Annotated in this window: 18 protein-coding genes; 10 read left to right on the plus strand and 8 right to left on the minus strand. The window is 40.1% G+C overall.

The window, feature by feature from the left end; genetic code table 11:
• Nucleotides 1–36 precede the first annotated feature (36 nt).
• Nucleotides 37–2,460, minus strand: coding sequence for a sodium-translocating pyrophosphatase (locus MR054_RS05220; RefSeq protein ID WP_242156790.1), 2,424 nt, complete (start codon nucleotides 2,458–2,460; stop codon nucleotides 37–39).
• A gap of 129 nt (nucleotides 2,461–2,589) precedes the next feature.
• Nucleotides 2,590–3,117 (minus strand): inorganic diphosphatase, encoded by a 528-nt coding sequence (locus tag MR054_RS05225; protein ID WP_242156792.1) that lies wholly within the window; start codon nucleotides 3,115–3,117, stop codon nucleotides 2,590–2,592.
• 128 nt (nucleotides 3,118–3,245) lie between these two features.
• Here MR054_RS05225 and MR054_RS05230 point away from each other — a divergent pair, with 128 nt between their 5' ends.
• On the plus strand, nucleotides 3,246–5,474 hold the full coding sequence (locus MR054_RS05230) for a M1 family metallopeptidase (RefSeq protein ID WP_242156794.1): 2,229 nt from the start codon (nucleotides 3,246–3,248) through the stop codon (nucleotides 5,472–5,474).
• 51 nt (nucleotides 5,475–5,525) lie between these two features.
• Here the strand turns inward: MR054_RS05230 and MR054_RS05235 are convergent, their stop codons facing one another.
• Together MR054_RS05235 and MR054_RS05240 are read right to left on the minus strand one after the other, a co-directional pair.
• On the minus strand, nucleotides 5,526–8,030 hold the full coding sequence (locus MR054_RS05235; protein ID WP_242157379.1) for a DUF5686 family protein: 2,505 nt from the start codon (nucleotides 8,028–8,030) through the stop codon (nucleotides 5,526–5,528).
• Between the two features lie 62 nt (nucleotides 8,031–8,092).
• Nucleotides 8,093–9,070 carry a pyruvate dehydrogenase complex E1 component subunit beta gene (locus MR054_RS05240; protein WP_242082666.1) on the minus strand — a complete coding sequence of 326 codons (978 nt, stop codon included), beginning with the start codon at nucleotides 9,068–9,070 and terminating at the stop codon, nucleotides 8,093–8,095.
• A 233-nt stretch (nucleotides 9,071–9,303) separates the two neighbouring features.
• Here MR054_RS05240 and MR054_RS05245 point away from each other — a divergent pair, with 233 nt between their 5' ends.
• The 5 genes from MR054_RS05245 (at nucleotide 9,304) to MR054_RS05265 (ending at nucleotide 14,294) form a co-directional block, all read left to right on the plus strand.
• The gene (locus MR054_RS05245; RefSeq protein ID WP_242156796.1) at nucleotides 9,304–10,050 is read left to right on the plus strand and encodes an electron transfer flavoprotein subunit beta/FixA family protein; all 747 of its coding nucleotides are present in this window, start codon (nucleotides 9,304–9,306) and stop codon (nucleotides 10,048–10,050) included.
• A 75-nt stretch (nucleotides 10,051–10,125) separates the two neighbouring features.
• Entirely contained in the window at nucleotides 10,126–11,085 is a 960-nt protein-coding gene (locus MR054_RS05250; protein ID WP_242156798.1) for an electron transfer flavoprotein subunit alpha/FixB family protein, read from the plus strand.
• A gap of 122 nt (nucleotides 11,086–11,207) precedes the next feature.
• Entirely contained in the window at nucleotides 11,208–11,822 is a 615-nt protein-coding gene (locus MR054_RS05255; protein WP_242082669.1) for a bifunctional nuclease family protein, read from the plus strand.
• A gap of 11 nt (nucleotides 11,823–11,833) precedes the next feature.
• Nucleotides 11,834–13,363 (plus strand): NupC/NupG family nucleoside CNT transporter, encoded by a 1,530-nt coding sequence (locus MR054_RS05260; RefSeq protein WP_242156800.1) that lies wholly within the window; start codon nucleotides 11,834–11,836, stop codon nucleotides 13,361–13,363.
• A 106-nt stretch (nucleotides 13,364–13,469) separates the two neighbouring features.
• Nucleotides 13,470–14,294 carry a thymidylate synthase gene (locus tag MR054_RS05265; protein ID WP_242156802.1) on the plus strand — a complete coding sequence of 275 codons (825 nt, stop codon included), beginning with the start codon at nucleotides 13,470–13,472 and terminating at the stop codon, nucleotides 14,292–14,294.
• Between the two features lie 36 nt (nucleotides 14,295–14,330).
• Here MR054_RS05265 and MR054_RS05270 read toward each other — a convergent pair whose 3' ends face one another.
• Complete coding sequence (locus MR054_RS05270; protein ID WP_242082673.1) at nucleotides 14,331–14,627, minus strand: isoamylase early set domain-containing protein; 297 nt, start codon at nucleotides 14,625–14,627, stop codon at nucleotides 14,331–14,333.
• Between the two features lie 286 nt (nucleotides 14,628–14,913).
• On the opposite strand from MR054_RS05270, the gene MR054_RS05275 reads away from it, so the two are divergent.
• The 4 genes from MR054_RS05275 (at nucleotide 14,914) to lspA (ending at nucleotide 18,384) form a co-directional block, all read left to right on the plus strand.
• Entirely contained in the window at nucleotides 14,914–15,825 is a 912-nt protein-coding gene (locus MR054_RS05275; protein WP_242156804.1) for a dihydrofolate reductase, read from the plus strand.
• Nucleotides 15,826–15,923: 98 nt separating this feature from the next.
• Nucleotides 15,924–16,880: a DUF6340 family protein gene (locus MR054_RS05280; RefSeq protein ID WP_242156807.1), complete on the plus strand. Its 957-nt coding sequence runs from the start codon at nucleotides 15,924–15,926 to the stop codon at nucleotides 16,878–16,880.
• 103 nt (nucleotides 16,881–16,983) lie between these two features.
• Nucleotides 16,984–17,877 (plus strand): ACP S-malonyltransferase, encoded by an 894-nt coding sequence (fabD, locus tag MR054_RS05285; protein ID WP_242156808.1) that lies wholly within the window; start codon nucleotides 16,984–16,986, stop codon nucleotides 17,875–17,877.
• Nucleotides 17,878–18,384 carry a signal peptidase II gene (lspA, locus tag MR054_RS05290; protein ID WP_242156811.1) on the plus strand — a complete coding sequence of 169 codons (507 nt, stop codon included), beginning with the start codon at nucleotides 17,878–17,880 and terminating at the stop codon, nucleotides 18,382–18,384.
• A 57-nt stretch (nucleotides 18,385–18,441) separates the two neighbouring features.
• On the opposite strand, the gene MR054_RS05295 is transcribed toward lspA, so the two are convergent.
• Genes MR054_RS05295 through MR054_RS05305 form a run of 3 tightly spaced genes read right to left on the minus strand, consistent with a single transcriptional unit; the run spans nucleotide 18,442 to nucleotide 24,259 of the window.
• A complete protein-coding gene (locus MR054_RS05295) occupies nucleotides 18,442–19,332 on the minus strand; it encodes a hypothetical protein (protein WP_242156813.1) in 891 nt (296 codons plus the stop codon).
• A gap of 12 nt (nucleotides 19,333–19,344) precedes the next feature.
• Nucleotides 19,345–21,045, minus strand: coding sequence for a SusD/RagB family nutrient-binding outer membrane lipoprotein (locus MR054_RS05300; RefSeq protein WP_242156815.1), 1,701 nt, complete (start codon nucleotides 21,043–21,045; stop codon nucleotides 19,345–19,347).
• 10 nt (nucleotides 21,046–21,055) lie between these two features.
• Nucleotides 21,056–24,259, minus strand: coding sequence for a SusC/RagA family TonB-linked outer membrane protein (locus MR054_RS05305; RefSeq protein WP_242156817.1), 3,204 nt, complete (start codon nucleotides 24,257–24,259; stop codon nucleotides 21,056–21,058).
• Nucleotides 24,260–24,360 lie beyond the last annotated feature (101 nt).

Consider the following 24,360-nt stretch of genomic DNA (forward strand, 5'->3'; position numbering starts at 1 on the left):
TAACAACGTATTTCTTTTTTATTGATATAAACTGGGTTACTCCATAACCTCCGCACGTATTTCCTCAGTTACTTTTTTGGATGGCATCCCTTCGGTATCTTCCTTTAAAGATGCAATATGCGCATTAACTTCAGCTTCAGAACCTTCAAAGGTCTCATAGGCCGTTGATGTTTCTCCGTTTTGAATGGTCACTGTAGTTACAACAGCTTTAACAGTACCGTCATTGTTCGGGGTCATTTTTACTTTAATTTCCTTGGAGACCTCAACTGGATTGGTATTGCCATTATAGGCAGTTAAGGAGTCGGATGACAAGGCTATACTTGGAGCAATGACCAAAGCGACAACACTCATCAACTTTAACAATATATTCAATGAAGGTCCTGAGGTATCTTTAAATGGATCTCCAACGGTATCGCCAACGACAGCCGCTTTATGGGCATCGGTACCTTTTCTACCATCAGCTTCAATCATTTTTTTAGCATTATCCCATGCCCCTCCGGCATTAGATTGGAAAATAGCCATGAGCACCCCACAGGTAGTCACTCCTGCCAATAGACCTCCTAACATTTCCGCTCCTCCAATAAAACCAACAGCTACTGGTACCGCAATGGCCAGCAAGCCCGGAAATACCATTTCCCTAATGGAGGCTTGAGTAGAAATTTCTACACATTTTTCATATTCAGCATAGCCATCTGCTTCATCAAATATTTTTCTATCGGCTGCCGAGGCCTTGGACATATCCGAATTATATTTTCTCATAATTTCAAGAGCTGCATGCAATTGGGGAATGTCCCTAAATTGGCGACGCACCTCTTCAATCATGGCCATGGCGGCTCGTCCCACAGCCTTCATGGATAAGGCCGAAAACACAAATGGCAACATCCCACCAACCAACAAGCCGGCCATAATTTTGGGTTGCGACACATCTATGGCAGTCACTCCCGCCGTTTTCATAAAGGCCACAAATAAGGCCAATGCCGTTAAGGCTGCCGAGGCAATGGCAAAACCTTTACCGATAGCAGCGGTGGTATTCCCTACTGCATCCAACTTATCAGTACGCTCACGAACTTCTTTTGGTAATTCGGCCATTTCGGCAATACCTCCGGCATTATCCGAAATGGGACCGTAAGCATCAACGGCCAACTGAATCCCTGTGTTGGCCAGCATACCCACAGCTGCAATGGCGATTCCATACAGACCAGCATAATAATGTGACACCAATATGGCAACCGCGATTAAAAGGATAGGAATGGCAGTAGACATCATCCCGACGCCCAATCCTGCAATAATATTGGTAGCCGAACCTGTTTCTGATTGCTTAACAATTGAGGTTACTGGTTTGGTGTCCGTTCCTGTGTAATACTCAGTAACTTTTCCTACCAAGAATCCCGCAATTAAACCAGCAAGCGTTGCCATAAATACCCCAAAGGACCCAAAAGGTAATCCCTCAACGCTATCCGGAATCATGATGTCTATGATAAAATAGGAGGCAACAATCATGAGTGAACCTGAACCGAATTCTCCCAAATTCAATGCTTTATGAGGTGAGCCTCCGTCCTTTACCTTTACAAAAAGAGTCCCTATTATGGACATAACAATACCAATAGCTGCCAAGACCAATGGTAAATATACAGCGCCTAACCCCCCGAATTCAGGAGTGAAAATAAACGCTCCCAATACCATAGTCCCAATAATAGACCCCACATAGGATTCGAACAAATCGGCCCCCATACCGGCAACATCGCCCACATTATCGCCAACGTTATCCGCTATTGTAGCGGGGTTTAACGGATGGTCTTCCGGAATACCGGCCTCAACCTTCCCAACCAAATCTGCTCCAACATCGGCCGCTTTGGTATAAATACCACCACCTACACGGGCAAATAGGGCGATGGATGACGCTCCTAGAGAAAACCCAGAAAGCACATTCAGCACCATAGGAATACTTTCTGAACCCGGCCATAGATTTTGATATATAATGAACAAGCTACTTAGCCCTAAAACGCCTAAGCCCACAACACCGAGTCCCATAACGGAACCACCGGCAAATGCGACTTCCAGGGCCTTTCCTAATGAGGTTCGGGCTGCCTGCGTTGTCCTTACATTAGCCTTTGTTGCCACTCGCATGCCTATGAATCCAGCCAACGCCGAACAAATTGCCCCAACAATGAAGGATATGGCCACCATCCAATGCGAAATGGGTTTCCCCGTAACCGGATCTAATTGCTGAAACTCAGAGTTCCCCTTTAAGAATAATAAAATGGCCACGGTTATTACAAAAATGGCCAAAACTTTATATTCTGCTTTTAAAAATGACATGGCCCCATCGGCAATATGTTTGGCTATATTGGTCATTTTTTGAGACCCCGCGTCTTGTTTTTTAATCCAATGGTTTTTCACAATAACAAATAAAAGGCCTAAAACCCCAAAAGCAGGCAAAAATTTTACTATTAAATCCATATTATTTCGTTAGTTTTTGGTTATAATTTTTTTTAACGGGGCTAAAAATAGGAAAATATAAGTGATAAAAAAAACCACCTTAAATTAAAGATGGTTTATTTTTTTTATCTTAAAATACGAATTCCATAATTAAATGGTAAAGGTCCTTTTTTTCTTGTGTTCACTTTCTTCGTAACGCCTTACACAATTGTTATAAATCTCGATGGCTTCTTCAGCATTGCCCCATCCGCCAACATCCACTTTTTTCTTTTCTAAATCCTTATATACCTGGAAAAAATGTTCAATTTCTTTTAACCTGTGGGGGTTTAGATCGTAAATATCGCCACGCTGACTCCACACAGGATCTGATACAGGTACGCAAATAATTTTTTCGTCAGGTCCCTTTTCGTCTGTCATATGGAAAACACCTATAGGACGTACTTCCATAACGACCATGGGATAGGAAGGTTCTGTTGATAATACGAGGACATCTAATGGGTCATGATCCAAGGCTAAAGTTTCAGGTACAAATCCATAATCTCCCGGATACATCATAGATGAAAATAAGGTGCGGTCGAACCTGATTTTGTGCAATGCAAAATCGTATTCATATTTATTTCTACTCCCCTTTGGTATCTCTATCAATACGTCGAATGTTAAATCTTTCTTCTCGCTCATATGTGTTTAGTCTTATAAAGACTACAAATGTACTGAACCCTTAACCTTTTAGCAATAAAAAACGCAATCGATTTACAGTATTATTTCCTATATTGTTCAGGACTAACTCAAATATTTAATTATTAATCATGCGATATCTTTTTTTTATCTGTCTTGTCTTTTGTTATATAACAAATATAAACGCCCAAAGCCAACCCTGGCAAGGTAAATTCGAACCCATTGACAACATGATTGCAGCACCCAATAGCTATCGAACAGCAAGTGGGGCCCCCGGAGAAGCCTATTGGCAGCAACGTGCCGACTACAAGATAAAAGTTGTGTTGGACGAATCCCAAAACACCATTACAGGCCAGGAAACCATAACCTATTACAATAACTCTCCAGACGATTTAAGCTATTTATGGATTCAATTGGAACAAAACGTAAACCAAAAAGGCAACGAAGATTTTGGGAACTTTAATAATAGTCTTAAAGACGGCATGACCACAAGACAAATGCAATTCCTTACCAGAGCCATTGAGTTCCCGGCCGGCTATTCCATTTCATATATCAAAGACAGTCATGGAAAGGCCATGACCTCCCTGGTGAATAACACCATGATGAAAGTTGTATTGGACACCCCTTTAAAATCCGGGGAATCCTTAACCTTCTCAATAGGGTGGTCCTATCCCATTACCGATCGCAGTTTATTTTTTCTTTCCAGGGAAGGCTACGAATATTTTCCCGGTGATGACAACACGGTTTATTTAATAGCCCATTGGTTCCCCAGAATGGCGGTTTACAATGATACGGAAGGTTGGCAAAATCAACAATTTCAAAGACTTGGTGAATTTGCCCTGGAATTTGGAGATTATGAGGTAGATATCACGGTTCCGGAGGACCATATTGTTGCCGCCACGGGTACGCTAAAAAATCCGGAAGTCGTTCTCAGTAAAACCCAACAGAATCGGATGGAAAAGGCAAGAAGTTCCTTTGACAAACCGGTTATGATCGTTACCCGAGAGGAGGCAGAAACCAATGAAAAAACCAAATCCAAAACGCAAAAAACGTGGCAATTTACAGCAAAGAACGTTCGCGACTTTGCCTTCGCCTCATCACGCAAATTTATATGGGATGCCCAGGCCGTTCAGTTGCCCACTAATACCGTTATGGCCATGTCGTTTTACCCCAAAGAAGGTTTACCCGTTTGGCAGGAAGAGTCGACTAAAGCGATTAAAAATGCTTTAGAAGTATATTCAGAGGCAACTTTTGATTATCCCTACCCTGTGGCCATTTCGGTTAACACCTCTAACGTGGGTATGGAATTTCCCATGATTAGTTTTAACGGAGGAAGACCCAAAAATGGAAAGATGACTCAAAATGCCAAAGCAGGCATGATTAGCACCATTGTTCACGAGGTGGGCCATAATTGGTTTCCTATGATAGTGAGTTCAGACGAACGTAAATGGATGTGGATGGACGAAGGATTAAACACCTTTTTACACCAGCGTACCATAGCCGAGCGCTATCCTGATTTTAACAGTACCACTCCACAAAGTATTGTGCCCTTTATGACCGGAGATAAAAATATCTTACGTCCTATCATGACCACCTCGGATAATGAATTGTTGACTCAATTTGGAGCTAATTTTTACCAAAAACCCACCGTTGGCTTACAAATGCTCCGACATTCCATAATTGGAAAAGAATTGTTTGATGCCGCATTTAAAGAATATGCCAACCGTTGGAAATACAAACACCCCAATCCGGCAGATTTATTTAGAACCCTTGAAGATGCAACTGCCACAGATCTCGATTGGTTTTTTAGAGGCTGGTTCTTTACTACAGATCACGTTGACATGGAATTAACTGAGGTGAAATGGTTTAAGGTTTATGAAGTTGGACAAAATATTGAACACCAAAAACAAAACATTCAGATGAAGGTGGAGATGGATGAGCCTGCTGCAACTGCGGCGGATTTTTCTAGTGGTCCTGAGGTGATTAAAATGAATACAACCCCGGACCAGGCCTACGGTGGATATTTGTCCCGATTGGATGAAGACGAACTTAGACAGCAACTTTCCGGTAAAAACATTTATGAAATAAGCCTTAAAAATATAGGAGGATTGGTCATGCCTGTAACCATAGAATGGCACTATACCGATGGCTCCTCTGAAATAGACCGTCTTCCCGCCGATATTTGGCGCAAGAACGAATATGAAGTAAAACGTACATTTATTAAGACCAAAGAAGTAAAGGCCGTAAAATTAGATCCAAATTTTGAGTTCGCCGATACTGATATGAGCAATAACAGTTTTCCCAAAGTGGAAACAGCAAGTCAATTTGATAGGTTTAAGGCAAAACAGTCCAATGATTAGCATGAAAGGTGTTGTTTTGCTATTAAAATAATTAGAGAAGCCGGCTGTTTACTAAAAATAAAACCCAAAACTTCCTGTAACCCCAAACTTCCTGGCATCTGGGTTTAAGATGGGATCTTTATAATTGCCCCTAAAGTTGAAGTCTATGCGGAACACCTTAAAAATATTACCAACCCCAAAACTATATTCGTAGTAGGGCTTATCATTTGGTGCTATTAATGGAATGTTATTAGGGTTGTTGGTCGTGTTTAAATCGATATTTTCTTGGGAAATATCACCCCACACCCCCCTTATACTTATGATCTCCCGTAAATTAAATTGTCTCAAAAACGGTATTCTTGAAAACAACCGTCCATTGAAATTATGCTCCAAATGAAAAGAGGTGTAAGTATCACTTACAAATTCATAAAAGTCGAGTTGTGAAAAGGTATTATAAATAGAAAAATAGGATTGGTTTCCCGGAATGACACTTAACAGCCCTAAAGGTACTTCCCCAAACGTTTTACCGGTTTCAATTGTTGAAGTCAATCGGCCAAAACCTCCTAATTGCCATGGTTGAACATATGACAATTGCACCTTAGTGTAATCAAAATCACTGTTAAATATGCTTTTATCTCCAAAACTCATCCGGGCAAACAGGCGGGCATAGCCATCATTGGCATCATGGCGCTCTACACCAAAACCTGTCATCTTCCGCTTTGGAAAACAGGACACCGAAAATGTGGTTTCGTATTGCTTTATTTCAGATTCAACGCCATTAGGGGTATTGTAATCCAAACTAAATGTTGGTGAAGCAGACTCTAAGGTCCGGTAATTGGCGCCCAATCTTAAAATCACATTTCGCCAGGGTTCAGCTTCAATGGCAAAACTGGTTAAATTAATAGAGGTCAACTTATCGTTGGCACCGGTTCCTACCACCGATGACGATGCTAAGCTACGGCCTAAAACGTCGGTAGAAGTGGTTAAACTTGCCCCAATTTGTTCTACATCACGGCGGTTGCCGCCAGAAATAATGAGTCTGTGCTTTTTATCCAACAGCCACTTCCCAGAGATACCATATTTAAATTTATCATCCCTAAAACCATAGGCCAAAAATCCTTCTAGCCGCCACAAATCATTCCTGCCAAAATAAGTTCGCCCACCGGTGCGTAAACGTAAACCTTCTACCTCATTAAAACCAAAGGTTGAAAATATGGGACCATAATCCAATGGCAAGGTATTGAACTCAATGTAACCCGAAGCCAAAATACTTCCCAAATTATATAATTGTTTAAACTTTTTTACGGTTTTTAGGGTATCCAGCATTTTGTATACCCCTCTCTCATCTTTATTTAAACCTTCCAACCTGTTTTTTTCCCAGAACGCATCATCCCTATCGTAAACATCCTGGTCGTAATAATAAACCTCGGTATCATAAAACTTAGGATCCTGTTTGATATCAAACTGATAGTTATCGTATAATGTGGTTCTCTTGCCATAGATCCCTCTGGACGACTCCTTTTTATTTAAGGCAAAATCACTCATCATATAGTCCCGTTTAACCAGGAACAACGAATCGTTAAGGACTTCATATTCCTGTTCGATATAAATCTCCTTTACCCAGTTAATATTAGCACTTTTGGAGGCTTTCAGATTAATTTCTTTGATCGCAAAAGTCGTATCCGCCACCCAGAAATCGCCTTTAAAGGTCAGTTCGTTTTTCCGACGCGGATAGTATATAATATTGAAACACCACTTGTTATCGATAAAAGCGGTATCACTCAACACATAATTATAGGTATTAATGCCTGTTCTGGATAGAGGACTTACAAAGCTCTTATCAAAAAACTTGAGGTAATTATCGTAGACATTAAAATCGGAATAAAGGTCATCCACAAAATCAATTATAACCTGATTATCACTAAAGCCGGAATTTTTATTCCCTTTTAAAACTTCCTTTTCCTTATTCAAAGTATTATCGCCATACACATTGGAAACGGCTTCATTGATAAACATGGGCAGATAGGTTTTTCCAGTGACACGAGAGGTATCGACCTCATTGAATACAAACTCCATACCTTTGAACAACCTGCTTTTAATCAGCGCACTATCAATGGTATTGATATCGAACTCCACCTTTTCATATTTATCGTACTGATATTGCTTAAATTGCTTTAAACCATTGCTTCGTTTATTGGCCCATATTTTACGTAAAATATCAATGGCGGGATTGTTCTTTTTGGATTGTTTACCCGATACAATTACCACTTGATCCAGTTGTGCGGCTTCTTCTTTAAGGATAAATTTTAAGTTGTAGTTGACTTTCTTATCCAGGGGGATATTTAAAGTTTCATAACCAATGAAGGATATGGTAAGTGTGTTCCATACGTTGTCGGATTCTAAATAAAATTTTCCGTTTTCGTCTGTGATGGTTCCCTCAGTTGAACCTTTAAAGATAACATTAACAAATGATATCGGATCGTTAAATTCATCTAACACATGGCCGCTAACTTTGGTCTGGGAAAAAACCGAAATGATTCCGAAAAGGAAGAAAGGTATAAGTAGTTTTATGTTCATCATACAAAAAAACTTCATCAACATCTATGCTAATGAAGTTTAATAACGTAAATAATCTTTATTTATTTATAAAGTACTTTTTTGACGGCTTTTATAACATCGTTACTATTTGGCAGCCATTCTTCCAATAACACAGGCGAATAAGGGGCCGGGGTATCGGCCGTATTCAATTTAATTATTGGAGCATCTAAATAATCAAAAGCTTCATTTTGAACTACATAAGTAATTTCTGAAGCCACATTGGCAAATGGCCACGCTTCTTCTAATATGACCAATCGATTTGTCTTTTTAACCGATTCCAAGATGGCATGCTTATCCATGGGACGAACGGTACGCAAATCAATTATTTCACAGGAAATCCCTTCTTTTTCCAATTCGTCTGCAGCTTTATAAGCCTCCTTGATTATTTTACCAAAAGACACTATAGTTACATCTCGACCTTCACGTTTAATATCGGCAACACCTAAAGGTAAAATATACTCTCCTTCCGGCACTTCCCCTTTATCACCATACATCTGCTCACTTTCCATAAAAATAACAGGATCATCATCTCTTATGGCTGCTTTTAACAAGCCTTTCGCATCATATGGATTGGAAGGCACGACTACTTTTAATCCAGGGGTATTGGCAAACCAATTTTCAAAAGCCTGGGAATGGGTAGCTCCCAACTGTCCTGCTGATGCGGTTGGGCCACGAAACACAATGGGGCACTTAAACTGACCCCCTGACATTTGTCTTATTTTGGCCGCGTTATTTATAATTTGATCAATCCCAACCAGAGAGAAGTTAAAGGTCATGTATTCCACAATTGGGCGGTTACCCGTCATAGTAGACCCTACAGCGATTCCGGCAAATCCTAACTCTGCGATAGGCGTATCTATGACACGCTTGGGTCCAAATTCGTCCAACATCCCTTTGGAAGCCTTATAGGCTCCGTTATATTGGGCAACTTCCTCTCCCATAAGATAAATACTCTCATCCCTACGCATTTCCTCACTCATGGCTTCACAAATAGCTTCTCTAAATTGAATTGTCTTCATTGAATTTGTTTTTATCGCGTTGCAAAAATAACAATTAATGCTTTATTCCATTGAAAAGAATTATGTAAATTTATTATGCATGCATAGTAAATAATCGAAATAAAATTTTTAACTTCGTATCCTAAAATTCAGACCTGTGGTATACAGGTCTTATTCGGTAGCATTTAACGGAAAATTATATGGTTTCCGAACTGATTGAAGGTAAAAACTCTAACTTTAAATACTATCCATAAATGAAAATATTAGTATGTATCAGTCACGTTCCCGACACTACATCAAAAATTAACTTTACGGACAATAACACCAAATTTGATACGAATGGGGTACAATTTGTAATAAACCCGAATGATGAGTTTGGATTGACACGAGCCATGTGGTTCAAAGAAAAACAAGGGGCACATATTACGGTGGTAAATGTGGGCCTCCAAGATACCGAATCCACCCTGCGTAAAGCGCTTGCGATAGGTGCAGATGCAGCGATAAGGGTTAATACTACGGCGACCGATGGATATTCTGTAGCCAGGCAAATTGCCAAAGTTGTGGAGGATGGCGGTTTTGATCTGGTGATTGCCGGTCGAGAGTCCATCGATTATAATGGAGGCATGGTTCCGGGTATGATAGCCGCATTAACACAAATGAATTTTGTAAACAAATGTATTGGTTTAGAGATACATGACCAAAACGTAAAGGCCATTCGAGAAATTGACGGTGGAAAGGAAACCCTTGCCACAACACTACCATTAGTTGTAGGGGGACAAAAAGGATTGGTAGAAGAGCGTGATTTACGCATTCCGAATATGCGAGGTATTATGATGGCGCGACAAAAACCTTTGACTGTTGTAGATCCTATAGACACTGAACCACAAACCACTTCCGTTTCATTTGAAAAACCTGCACCAAAAGGTGCGGTAAAGCTAGTGGCACCTGATAATTTAGATGCGTTAATAGATTTACTCCATAACGAAGCCAAAGTCATTTAAATCTGCTCGTTAAGCACTATTTGACAATGTCAAAAATTTGGAATTACATGCTTAAATTTTAAAATATAAAACCATATGTCCGTTTTAGTTTACACAGAATCTGAACAAGGAAAATTTAAAAAAACAGCTTTCGAGGCGGCGTCTTATGCCAAAGCCTTAGCCAATCAATTAGAAACTCATGTTACTGCTGTGTCCATCAATGCCAACAGCGCAGACACATTGGGCACCTATGGCGTCGATAAAGTATTAACTGTGGCTGACACCACATTGGATACCTTCAATGCAAAGTCTTACGCCGAAGTGATCCAACAAGCTGCCGAAAAGGAGAATGCCAAGGTTATTATTTTGAGTTCTACTGCAAATAGCAAATTTTTAGCACCTCTTTTAGCGGTAGGATGGAACGCGGGCTATGCCTCGAATGTTGTTGGTGTACCCGAAAGCCTGTCCCCATTTAAAGTGAAACGTAGTGCATTTACTAACAAGGCATTTGAACTCACACAGATAAATACCGATTTAAAGATTATTGGAATTTCAAATAATTCTTTTGGGCTGATGGAAACCAATAGTTCGGTCTCATCCGAGTCCTTTTCGCCTCATCTTTCTGAGAGGCAAATTGAGGTAGCATCCATTGATAAGGTGACAGACAAAGTGACCATCGCAGATGCAGATATTGTTGTTTCCGGGGGAAGGGGATTAAAAGGACCTGAGAACTGGGGTATGATTGAAGAACTTGCAGAGGTTTTAGGTGCGGCCACGGCATGTTCCAAGCCTGTATCAGATTTAGGGTGGAGGCCTCATAGTGAACATGTAGGGCAAACGGGCAAACCAGTCGCTTCAAACCTGTACATTGCCATAGGCATTTCCGGTGCGATTCAGCATTTGGCCGGTATCAATGCCTCAAAAGTAAAGGTAGTGATCAATACGGATCCGGAGGCTCCTTTTTTCAAGGCGGCCGACTATGGTGTTGTAGGTGATGCTTTTGAAGTTGTCCCAGCATTAATTGAAAAATTAAAGGCCTTTAAAGCCCAACAATAAATTATTTTTTTTAACTTGTATAACCAGTATTGGAACTGATTAAGTTAGCATTATATTCACAAATCTGTCCCCGGCAGTTGGTAAAGTCCTAATTTAAACAGTTCTTTGCTTTTTTATAAATTATGAGTTTAGTCAGGTTAAATATAAAAGGCATTTCCTATAGCCAAACCCAAAATGGTGCTTATGCACTCATATTAAATGAAGTGGATGGCGATCGTAAATTACCCATAGTCATTGGTGCGTTTGAGGCGCAATCCATTGCAATCGCATTAGAAAAGGAAATTCGACCACCAAGACCTTTAACACACGATTTGTTTAAAAATTTTGCGGACCGCTTTGATATTGTGGTCAAGCAAGTCATTATCCATAAATTAGTTGATGGCGTGTTTTACTCCAGTTTAATTTGCGAACGGGATAAAATTGAAGAAATCATTGATGCCAGAACCAGTGACGCCATTGCACTTGCGCTTCGTTTTGATGCGCCGATATTCACCTATAAAAACATTTTAGATAAAGCCGGGATTTATTTAAAAGTAAACCCAAAAAAAGATGATGAAGAAGAACAGGATAGTGTTTTGGTTGATGACTTAATGGCGGATCAATTAGAACCGGAAGGTCCCAAAGAAAATTATAAATCCAAAACCTTGGAAGAACTTCACAATCTATTGGATGAGGCTGTTGCTAATGAAGATTATGAAAAAGCTGCAAAAATTCGCGACGAAATTTCCAAAAGATAAGCCTGACCTTTATGAAGCAGCATTACTTATTCGTTCTCATCTTGTGGTTATGCCTTTTCAATGTGACACACGCTCAAGATGAACAGGTATCTTTTGCCGATGATTCTATCTCTACCTCGGAGAACAAGGTTAAAAGTGATTCCATAACACCCAATAATACCGCAACAATAACACCGCTTACCGAAACGCTGTTACCTGCTTTAGAGGAGGAAACCTCTACAACCCTGGTACCGAGTCATGGTTTTACTTTTACAAGTTTTTGGCGGGGGGTTTTAGGGATGGTTTCCTTAATAATTATTGCGTTTCTATTTAGCAGTAATCGCAGGGCCATTAACTGGCAGGTTGTCGGTATTGGCCTTACATTCCAAATATTAATTGCCATCGGGGTTTTGAAAGTGGCATTCATAAAGGCTATTTTTGAATTTGTTGGAAGCTTATTTGTTAGTGTTTTAGACTTTACCAGAGCGGGTAGTAAATTTTTATTTGAAGGGCTGGTTGTAGACATGGATACCTTTGGTTTCATTTTTGCATTTCAAGTGTTGCCAACTATCATATTCTTTTCTGCTTTAACCTCAGTTCTTTTCTATTTGGGAATTATTCAAAAAGTGGTAAAAGGAATGGCATGGTTACTGTCTAAAGCCCTAAAAATTTCCGGTGCAGAGAGCCTAAGTGTTGCCGGCAACATTTTTTTAGGTCAAACCGAAGCCCCTCTGCTTATAAAGGCCTATTTGGAGAAAATGAACAAGTCGGAAATGCTCTTGGTTATGATTGGTGGTATGGCCACTGTTGCCGGGGCCGTATTGGCGGCCTACATTGGATTTCTTGGCGGCGATGAACCAACGATGCGTTTGTTCTATGCCAAGCACCTTCTGGCTGCTTCCGTTATGGCGGCACCGGGCGCTATTGTCATTTCAAAAATATTATATCCACAAACCCAATCTGTAAATACAAACGTACACGTATCCCAAGAAAAAATTGGTTCCAATTTTTTAGATGCCATTGCCAATGGAACCACGGAAGGATTAAAATTAGCCGTTAATGTTGGTGCGATGCTTCTGGTATTTGTTGCTTTCATTGCCATGTTTAATGGTATTTTGGATTGGATAGGTGATATGACAACCATAAACACATGGATAGCCGATCATACAACTTATTCCAGTTTGTCTTTAGAACTCATTTTAGGATATACTTTCGCTCCCTTAATGTGGTTGATTGGTGTTGCAAAAGAGGATATGGCCCTTATGGGACAGCTCCTTGGCATCAAATTAGCGGCGAGTGAGTTCATAGGATATATTCAGTTGGCCGATTTAAAGAACATGTCCAATACCATTCACCTAAGCTATGAAAAATCCATTATTATGGCCACCTATATGCTTTGTGGCTTTGCCAACTTCGCTTCTATAGGCATTCAAATAGGAGGAATTGGATCCTTAGCTCCGGGACAACGGAAAACCTTATCTCAATTTGGTATGAAAGCCTTAATTGGTGGAACCATAGCCTCTTTGGTTTCTGCTACTATTGCCGGAATGATAATCGGTTAATCTTGACCCCATACTCCCGTTAATAACTTTCTCATAATATCTTAAACTTTGGTCATAAATTTTTTGGCTTTTTTTTATTTTTATTTCCGCATAAAAATGACATTACATGAAGCAATATCACGACTTAGTAAGGCACATTTTGGAGAATGGCAATGAAAAATCCGATCGGACCGGTACAGGTACCAAAAGCGTATTTGGATACCAGATGCGATTCGATTTAAATGAAGGGTTTCCCATGGTAACTACTAAAAAACTGCATCTTAAATCCATTATTTATGAATTGCTTTGGTTTTTAAAAGGAGATACCAATATCCATTATTTAACTGAAAATGGTGTTCGCATCTGGAACGAATGGGCCGATGAAAATGGCAATTTAGGGCCGGTTTATGGCCACCAATGGCGAAACTGGAACAGTGATGACATTGACCAAATAAAGGACATTATCCATACACTTAAGACCAATCCCGATAGCCGAAGAATGTTGGTGTCGGCATGGAATCCTTCTGTATTACCGGACACTTCCAAAAGTTTTAGCGAAAATGTAGCCAATGGGAAAGCGGCCTTGCCGCCGTGCCATGCTTTTTTCCAATTTTACGTTGCCAACGGCAAGTTATCGTGTCAGTTGTACCAGCGAAGTGCCGACGTGTTTTTGGGCGTTCCTTTTAATATAGCCTCCTATGCTTTATTCACCTTGATGATGGCACAAGTTTGTGGCTATGACGCTGGAGAATTCATTCATACTTTTGGAGATGCCCACATTTACAGTAATCACTTCGAACAGTTGGAATTGCAATTATCTCGTGACATTAGACCGTTACCAAAAATGATCATAAACCCTGAAGTAAAAGATATCTTCAGCTTTAAGTTTGAAGATTTTACTTTAGCCGATTATAATCCTCACCCGCATATTAGAGGTGTTGTGGCCGTATAAAAAAAAAGCTTTCCAAATGGAAAGCTTTTTTACTTTTTAAACCGTTACCACGCTGTTTTCCGCTCCTGCAAAATCATTCCATGCATAAGCATCGGCAGCATCGTCATTCACATAGTTACCATCCACTATGTATTTAAATTCATACGTGTTATCTTTTTCTAAATCTAAAGTACCTTTAAAGGTTCCGTTTTTTAATTTCTTTAAAGGGGCTTTTTTTGCATTCCAATCATTAAAGCTTCCAACAACAGAAACCTTTTTGGCTTCTTCAGCCTCTATAGAAAAAGTTACTTTACAAACTGGTTTACTTTTCAAGTATTGTTTCTTAATAGCCATAATTATATGTATTTTTTATTGGGCAAATTTAGGACAACAATTGCACATATGCATCACTTGTTGAACGTAATCATCAAGAATTATCAATTTCATAATATGACGTAACATAAATTTAAAGTTTCTAAAAAATTTAAAGCTTAAATTATTAAGTTAACACCAAAAAAACTATGCTTTACTCCTGATTTTCAGATATTTTAATACTATATCGATTTCGTAAAACCCTTCGGAATAAGGTCCTGAGTATGTCATTAAAATATCATAACTTTACAACTGTTAACAAAAGAATATGTTCGGAAAAAAGAAAGATGTTCCAGAAATTGATAAAGATCAATTAGAACTCATAGAAAATGCTCAAAAGCGAATAAGACAAAAAAAACGGTTATACATTCACTTTGTTATTTTTCTTATTGGGAGTGTACTGCTCATTATTGGTAATATCATTTTGGGCATAGGTCAAGAATATACTTTATTTGGCAAGGATTGGTTTCTTTATGCGATCCTTTTATGGGGATTCTTTTTACTGTATCATGTTTTTAATGTTTTTGTTACCCATAAATTTATGGGTAAGGCTTGGGAAAAACAGCAATTGGAAAAATTGATCGCCAAACAACAACAGCGTTTGGAACAACTTAACAAAACGCTTAAAACCGAAGAACCAAAATCTTCCGAAAACTCCCGGACAAAAGCGAACAACCCATCCGGTAAACCCTCTGAAATCACTATTATAGCCGCGGTAGCAGAAAACAATGCCATTGGTAAAAACAATCAACTAATTTGGCACTTAAGTGATGATTTAAAGCGATTTAAAGCATTAACCAATGGGCATCATATTATTATGGGGCGTAAAACCTTTGAGAGTTTCCCAAGGCCGCTCCCCAATCGTACGCATATTGTAATAACCAAACAGGACCACTATTCTGCCCCTGCGGATGTTATTGTGGTTAACACTTTGGAAGATGCTCTCGATGCTGCAAAGAATGACCCGCAGCCCTTTATTATTGGTGGTGGAGAAATATACAAGCAGGCCATGCCAATTGCCGATAGAATTGAGCTTACCCGTGTTCATGAAAAATTTGATGCGGACACCTTCTTCCCGGATATAGAAACCACACAATGGAAAGAAATGGCACATAGTTTGCACGAGAAAGATGAAAACAACGATTATAAGTTTTCATTTATTACTTATAAACGCATATAAATTACAACATTATGGAAATCAGGCCCCTACTTAAAAAACTTTCCCTCTTATGTCTAATACCCTTAATGGTTAGCTGTGCTTCAACAAACAGATTGACCATGACCGTTACGGAACCCGCTCCCATTACCATCCCCAAAACCATTACCAGTGTTGGCCTCTTAAATCGATATGACAGTACCTCTTCTAACGTCATTAACAAGATTGATGAAGTGTTTTCTGCAGAAGGCAAAAATTTTGATAAGGATGCCTCAAATAAGGTTCTTGAGGGTCTAAACGATCTGCTGAAACAACAAAATCGTTTCGATGTGGTCATTTTAAACGATTCTACTTTAAGCACTACCCATACGAATAATTTTCCAACCACATTACCCTGGGATACGGTAGAGAGATTGTGTCATCAAAATAAGGTTGACGTCCTGTATGTTCTGTCCTATTTTGATACGGACTCAAACATTAGTTACAGCACCAGGCAAACCTATACCCAAAACATTTTGGGAGTAAAAATTCCCGTTTTGGAACATCACGCCACTGCAAACACACTAATAAAAGGGGGATTTAAAATTTACGATCCTGGGAACAAGTTTATTTTGGATGTCTTTCCATTTTCAAAAGGCATTACCACGTCGGGTAAGGGCATAAATCCAGCAAAGGCTTTGGAGGCCCTTAAAATGCGAAAAGACCTTGTTATGGATGCCAGCAGATTGATAGGCGAAGATTATGCGTTGCGTATACAACCCTACAAAATCAGGGTTGCCCGGGATTATTTTGTAAAGGGTACCGATCAGTTTGAAATAGCGAAGCGCAAAGCACAAACAGGGAATTGGAACGGAGCTGCAGAGCATTGGGAAAAAGAACTCACCAATCCAAAATCAAAAATTGCAGGTAGGGCTTGTTATAATATGGGTATCATTAATGAAATTAACGGTGATTTAGATGCCGCTATAACATGGGTCTCCAAAGCCTACAGTGATTACAATAACAAAGAAGCCTTAAGGTATTTAAATATCTTAAAGTATCGGGTAGCGCAAAACCAAAGATTGGCCCAGCAAGAGTAATCGCAAATTTTGCTTTTACAATCATTTCTATTGTTCATTCGGATGTTCTCAAGTCATAAATAAAAAAAATCATGTACTTTTGCTGCACTAAATAAGAACAAAAATGAACGCATATATATTTCCTGGACAGGGCGCCCAATTTACGGGCATGGGATTGGACCTTTATGAGAATTCGCCATTGGCACAAGAACTGTTTGAACAAGCCAACCATATTTTAGGATTTAACATCACAGATATCATGTTTGAAGGGTCGGCCGAGGACCTAAAAGAAACGAAAGTCACTCAACCGGCGATCTTTTTGCACTCCGTAATTTTGGCCAAAACATTGGGAGCATCTTTTAAACCCGATATGGTTGCGGGTCATTCCCTTGGTGAATTTTCTGCCTTGGTGGCCAATGGCAGCTTAAATTTTGAGGACGGTTTAAAACTCGTTTCCCAACGAGCATTGGCCATGCAAAAGGCCTGCGAGCTTAAACCGAGTACGATGGCTGCCGTTTTAGGATTGGATGATGATGTCGTGGAAAAAGTTTGTGCCATGACCGAAGGCATCGTAGTAGCTGCAAATTACAACTGCCCGGGCCAACTGGTCATTTCGGGAGAGATTGAAGCTATAGACAAAGCCTGTGAAACCCTGAAAGCAGAGGGCGCCAGACGTGCCCTGGTACTGCCTGTTGGTGGTGCCTTTCACTCACCACTCATGGAACCCGCCCGTGAAGAACTTGCTGCAGCCATTGAGAACACCACTTTTAATAAACCCAACTGCCCGATTTATCAAAATGTAACCGCCAGTGCTGTTACTGCAGCTTCGGACATCAAAGCAAATTTAATATCCCAATTAACCGCTCCGGTGCGCTGGACCCAGTCTGTTCAACAAATGATTACCGATGGCGCCACCCTATTTACTGAGGTGGGACCCGGTAAGGTTCTGCAAGGCCTGGTTAAAAAAATAAATAGAGACGCAGAGACCGTTTCGGCAACTTTTGAAATGAATTCCTAAATGAAGTTATCCAGACGCTCTATCTTCATTACTGCATCAATAGGCATAACCATTGCTATTGATCAAATAACCAAGATTATTGTTAGAACATATATAGACTCACAGGAGGTCATACCAGTAATCGGAACGTATTTTTCGCTGCACAATGTAGAGAATGAGGGGGCCTTTCTTGGGATGGGAAGTGAATTGAATGAGCCGCTCCGTATTATTTTGTTGCTTATTCTTCCCATTATTGTATTGGGTTTCGTTTTGCGTTATATCTTAAAGGACAAAACGCTTGACTATTGGTCCTTATTTGCTTTTTCAGGAATTATTGGTGGTGGTATTGCTAATGTTTTCGATAGAATAGCATTTGGTTCGGTAACCGATTTCTTCTTTATAAAACTGACAGACACGCTGAGAACGGGCATTTTTAATGTGGCCGACCTGTTTGTTACTACCGGTATGATTATTTTGATTATGGTCAGTTTTGGGAAGAAAAAACAAACCGCATCGGATTCAAAATAAAAAAACACCTCGAAAGGAGGTGTTTTTCTAAGTTTAATTGGCCAGTTAGTTTTCAAACTACGGATTGGGAGTCAGTTGTAAGGTGTATTTAATTCCCGGTAAACCACAACAAGAACCGGAAGTGTATTCTAAATCTAATGTAATAATGCCGGAATCTTGATCCAGGCTTGATCCCAGATCAATATAATCTACCAAGCCAGGGAAATCAACCGATGGGGACAGCACTGTGATTGTACCGCAAACATCAGTGAAATTAAGACCAATTGGGAAATCCGGCCCAAAAATATCTGCAGTCCCATCACTTAAGAGGTATGTTCCTGATGATGGCTGCGTAATGGTTACAGGTTGGGGACTCCTGAAATTACTGGCTATATCCAAATTCGAAGCAATTACCGTAGAGGTATAACTTCCTTCCAACATGGTTGGGCAAGACACCGGAAAATTCAATACTGTTGTATAGAGTCCTGAATTAGTGATGTTCTGATTTACATTACTGGAGCCATTGGCATTAATAATACTCAACACTGTTCCGTCAGATCTCGTGAATCTTGTGGAAACAGCCAGGGCATCTCCCAATAACACATCATCGATAGTCGCTAGTTCCGAAAATGCCGAGACCACATCATTAATGGACAGGGTAAAGTTGTCTGGCAAGGATACATTATTAAATAATATGGCATTGTACACATTACCGGTAGCTGTGGTATAATAGCCCATAATATCTGTTGAAACTGCCGTACCTTGGGCCACATCTGCGCTAAAAGACACTTCAACATTAGTGCCCGCATTAATTTTTGTTAAATCGAAAAGTACAGCCGAATCGGATGCCAATTGCATATTGGGAACAATCCCGTCTTCAAAGATTCGGACAGAAGTCCCACCATCTTCCTCACAAGATATGCACAAAGCTGTACTGATTATTACTATTAAATATCTAAAATTTTTCATGATATATTTTTTTTAATTATCCCAAAATATTTTATACGCCGTAGGGTCTTTTTGACTTGGTGCATTACTGTTGTTATTTATTTCATCTGAAGGCCAATGCAGTGATAATTGAAATGCATTTCCTAAAGTTGTTTGGGCATCATTTAACGGAAATCCATCCCCATTATCCAACTGATATTCGGGAGAGGGACCATTTGGATTGGCCAAAACAGGATATCCAGTTCTTCTGTAATCGGTGTAGATATCCACAGGATCTCCAAAAGAAGCTACCCATTTTTGGGTCATTATTATTTCTAATTTCTTGTCTGCGCCAGCGGCATCAAATTCCGAAATCACATTATCAATAAAATCGGATACTGCTGCAGTTCCCACTAACTTAGGCACGGTTTGGGTGGTCCCGGAATTTGTGACAACCTCATCCACTTTTGCAAAACTGGCATTCAAGGCTTCCCTGAGCTTTTCACTGGCATCACCAGACATGAGTCCTACTTGAATTAGTTCAGCCTGAATGTATAAAAACTCGTAATAGGTGAGTATCCGCTTTGGGGCTACCCCTGTACCATTTGCAGTACTACTTCTGGCAAAGCCCATACCGTCATCATACCGTCCTCCACAAGGATATATGCCCGGAAAAGTGGCATCGTTTTGTACGGCATGATCCCTGTCGGGGCCAATACTGCCAAACCGGATGGTGAAAAATCCTGTGGAAGCATCCCAATAATCTGCATTAGGGTCGCCCGTAACGGTATCGCCCTGATCTCTTGGGAATTGATTTGGAGCCAATTGATTTGCCCAATAATAGGGAATCCTCGGATCCGGATTACCTGTATGAATATTAGGATTCCATCCTTTTAATACTTCATAAAACCACGGACTTATATAATGATCGACCTGGGCCTGAACATAAGAACTTTGAAATAGCTGGTTCCTTTCATCGGTAGGCGTGATATTAGAAGTATGGGTAAATTGAAAATCATCTGCTGAGGAGGTGTAAAAATTATCAGCCGCAACCAGGGCGTCCAGATCAGACGGCTCAAACATGGAAGATAGTCGTACCTGATTATACAATTTTAACTTAAGCGTATTGATGAATTTAACCCATTTAGAGGTGCTCCCGCCGTAAAACAAATCATCCGTCGATGGGAAAACATTTCCTTCTCCACTGCTTATGTTAGATTTGGCTTCATCCAATAATGCAAAAACAGCTTGATAAATCGCTTCCTGGCCATCAAATACGGGAGCAATAATGCCGCCCTTTAATTGCGTTGCCTCAGTAAAAGGGACATCGCCCCACAGATCGACCGCAACAGACCCTAAATACGCTTTAAGTGCCTGACCAATGCCTAAATACACTTTATCTCCGCTTTCGGTAGCCTGATCAATAAGGGTCTGAATATCTGTAAGTACCAAATAAACATTGTTCCAGTCGTTTCTTGTAGACACATTGTCGGCCTGTGCCCCATATTGATCCTGTTCGCTTCGTGACATGAGTTGATGTACATATACTGAAAGTAATTCCGCCGTAAAATTATTGGCATCCCCTATTTGACCCACCGTCACTTGAATATTAGGTAATATTAAATTCAGGGCTACCGTTGTTGGATTGTCTTTGTCTGTGTCTACATCCAGAAATTCATCACATGCTGTTAAGACAAAAACCGTATTCAGCAGTAAGAACCCTATAAAGACCGTTTTGAATATTATATTTCTCATAGTTTGTTTTTTAAAATGTTACATTAACTTTAAACCCATATCTGGTTGCTGTTGGTGGTGAGGCTATTTCCACCCCTTGCAATCTGGATGTGCCATGTGAAGTTACCTCTGGATCAAAATTTGTATATTTTGGAACATTTGGAGCAAAATACCACAAATTGTTGGCTATGGCACTTAAGGAAATTTTACCAAAAGGTGTCTTTTTCAACCAATCGGTTGGAACCTGATACGATAAGCTTAACTCTCTTAATCTATACACTGTCCCATCATATACACTGGCTTCATCCACCGCATTTTGACCAAAAGTTCCACTAGGCCCACCCGAAGTAAAATATAACGCATTAATATCTAGTTGGGTCGTATTGGGAATGGGGTTTCCACTGCTATCCAGAAGTAAATTCCCCTGTGAATCGCCATAAAATCCAGGTATTATAACGGTTCGTTCCCTATCCTCTGTGTCTTTGGTTACCCCTCTGCCCAACATGGACTGGATACTTGTTGAATGAATATCTCCGCCTTCCCTCCAATCAAATTGAGCACTAAGGGTAAGATTTTTATACCTTATTGTATTTATAAAACTCATCTTGAAATCTGGATTGGGGTCCCCGATAATTCCATTGGCCGTTGTTCCCAAGGCATCATTGTCGGCAGAATTAAATACATACCCTGTTGCCGGGTCGATAATAAAATTACCCTCCGGATCCCTTGCAAACTTGGACCCATAGAACACCCCAAAGGGTTGTCCTGCTATAACATGGGGCACTTGATTACCATTGCCTTCAAACTGGATTCTATCCAAGCCCTCAACCAGTTCGGTAACCACATTATCATTTTTTGTAAAGGTTGTAAAAAGAGACCAGTTAAAATCTTCAGTTTGAATGGGGACCACGGTGAGCCCAATTTCCACTCCCTTATTTTCCATTTCTCCAATATTGGTGTTAAAGGATGTAAAACCACTTGAGGAGGGAACCGTTACAGGAGAAATTAAATCGGTAGTGATTTTCTTGTACAAGCTAAAATCAAGGACCAAACGTCTATTAAAAAACTCTAAATCCGTCCCTATCTCAAACTCTTTAGTAAACTCCGGCGTAATTTCCTGGTCTCCCAAGCCCACTCTATTTCCAACTACCGGGATGCTATTAAATGGATTTCCGGTGGCAAAGGTTGTATTTAAAAACTCCGCCGGAGCTGACCTTCCTGCCTCGGCATAGCCGGCTCTTAATTTAGCAAAGGTTAAAATGTCACTATTCATGTCAAAGGCCTCCGTAACAATTAGGGAAGTACTGACCGAGGGATAAAAATAGGAGCGATTATCCTTAGGCAAGGTGGACGACCAGTCGTTTCTTCCCGTTGCATTTAAAAATAAAAAGTCTTCATAGGACAACCCGATTTCAGCAAAAGTACCAAAGGTTCTCTCCCTGCTACTTCTGTCAAAATTAATAGCTTGGGTAACCGTATTGGTAATAGATCTTATTCCCGGTGATATAAAAGTGCTTCCGGTAATTGCAAAGTTCTCGGCCGTATTCTGTAAGACATTGGCCCCAACAACTCCTGTCAAACCAATGGTTTTAGTTAAATCATAATCAAAATTGACCAAAAAGGTTGATTCAATATCTTCATTGGTGAAATCTATATTTATTATCGAACCGCCATCGGCCAAAGATGCTCTGGATTGGGGATCCCTTATTTGCCTCCTGTTCAATATATATTTATTGAACCCGATTCTAAATGATGTGGATATGTTATCATTAATTGGAAAACTCAGGTTTATATTACCTACCGTTCTATTGGTTTTAGTCACTATCTGATCATGTTCCCATGACCAAAGTGGGTGATCCCAGCCATTATTTGGAGTTACTGAGGCTCCATTGGCATCTTCATAGGGTAAACTTAAATCCCAGGATCTCCCCAACCATAAGGCTCTGGCAAAGGATGATGCAGAGCCTCCAAACTGGTTCTCGCCATAAAATCCGCCTGTTTGATCCGTATTTGAAAAACTCAGCGATGCACCAATGGTTATACCATTTTGCAATTTAAAATTGCCCCCAGAAGAAAGCGATGTTCTATCGTAGGTATTAAATGGGATATACCCTTCTTGCTGCAAATCGGAAACCGTTACACTAAAACTTCCATTCTCTCCACCAAAAGCCAGATTAACAGAGTTATCCAAAACCACCCCGGTCTTGAACAAATTTTTGACATTATCGGGTTGCGGCTCCCAAGGAACGGTTGGTCCAAACAAATCGGGAAAAGCATTAAGTAAATTTGGCCAGGTAGGTATAGTTTCCAAAGCATCGAATCTTGGACCCCATGAGCCATTAGCATTAACATAATTAAAGTTTGTTCCGGGCCCATAGGTGTTTTGGTAAACCGGCAAATTCGCAATCGTTTCAAAATAAGTTCCACTGCTTAGGTTTACGCTTAATTTTTTATTGGTGCTTGCAGCAGCCGAACCTGATTTGGTGGTAATTACAATCACCCCATTAGCGGCTCTAGATCCATATAATGCTGATGCAGCAACACTTTTCAATACGTTTACTGAAGCAATGTCGTTAGGGTCTAAGCTGGACAGGCCGGTTTCATAGCTTCCCCCGCCCAGAGTTTGATTTGAAAAATTTAAAATAGTATTATCGCCTGCCTGAGTATTATCGTAAGCAATACCATCAACAATTATTAGCGGTTGTGTGGACGATCCAATGGTTGTCTGTCCCCGAATATTAATTAGGTTGGCAGCGCCAGCAACCCCTGTTGAAAAGTTTACATTAACTCCGGCCACTTTTCCGGACAAGGATCGTATTAAATCCGGCTCTGAATTTTCGGTAATTTCATCGGAACTCACTTTACTCACGGCATACCCTAACTTTTTGGGGTTTCTTTTAATACCAAAAGCAGTAACAACCACCTCCTCCAAAACAGCGGTATCTTCCTGCATGCTAATATTAATGGTGTTTGATGCTCCAACGGTCAATTCGGCAGTGACATAACCAACAAAACTAACCACAAGAACATCGCCTTGATTAGCTCTAATTGTATAATTCCCATCAAAATCAGTCGAAGTTCCCGAAGAAGTCCCTTTAATTAAGACTGTCGCTCCAGGAAGGGGTAGTCCTGAATTATCAGATACTGAACCTGAAATGGTCCTGCTTTGTGCAAAAATAAATTGCACCGCTAACATTAGGAAAAACGTTAGCACTCCTCTAAGATTTGTTTTCATACTATTTATTATTTGAGTTAGTCTAAGCAGATTGTAAAAAAGGCAGGCAGTAAAGATTTTTTCAAAGGACTAATTCAAAAAAATACTGTAGATAAAAACCA

Source organism: Aestuariivivens sediminis, from assembly GCF_022662105.1.
GTDB lineage: Bacteria > Bacteroidota > Bacteroidia > Flavobacteriales > Flavobacteriaceae > Aestuariivivens > Aestuariivivens sediminis.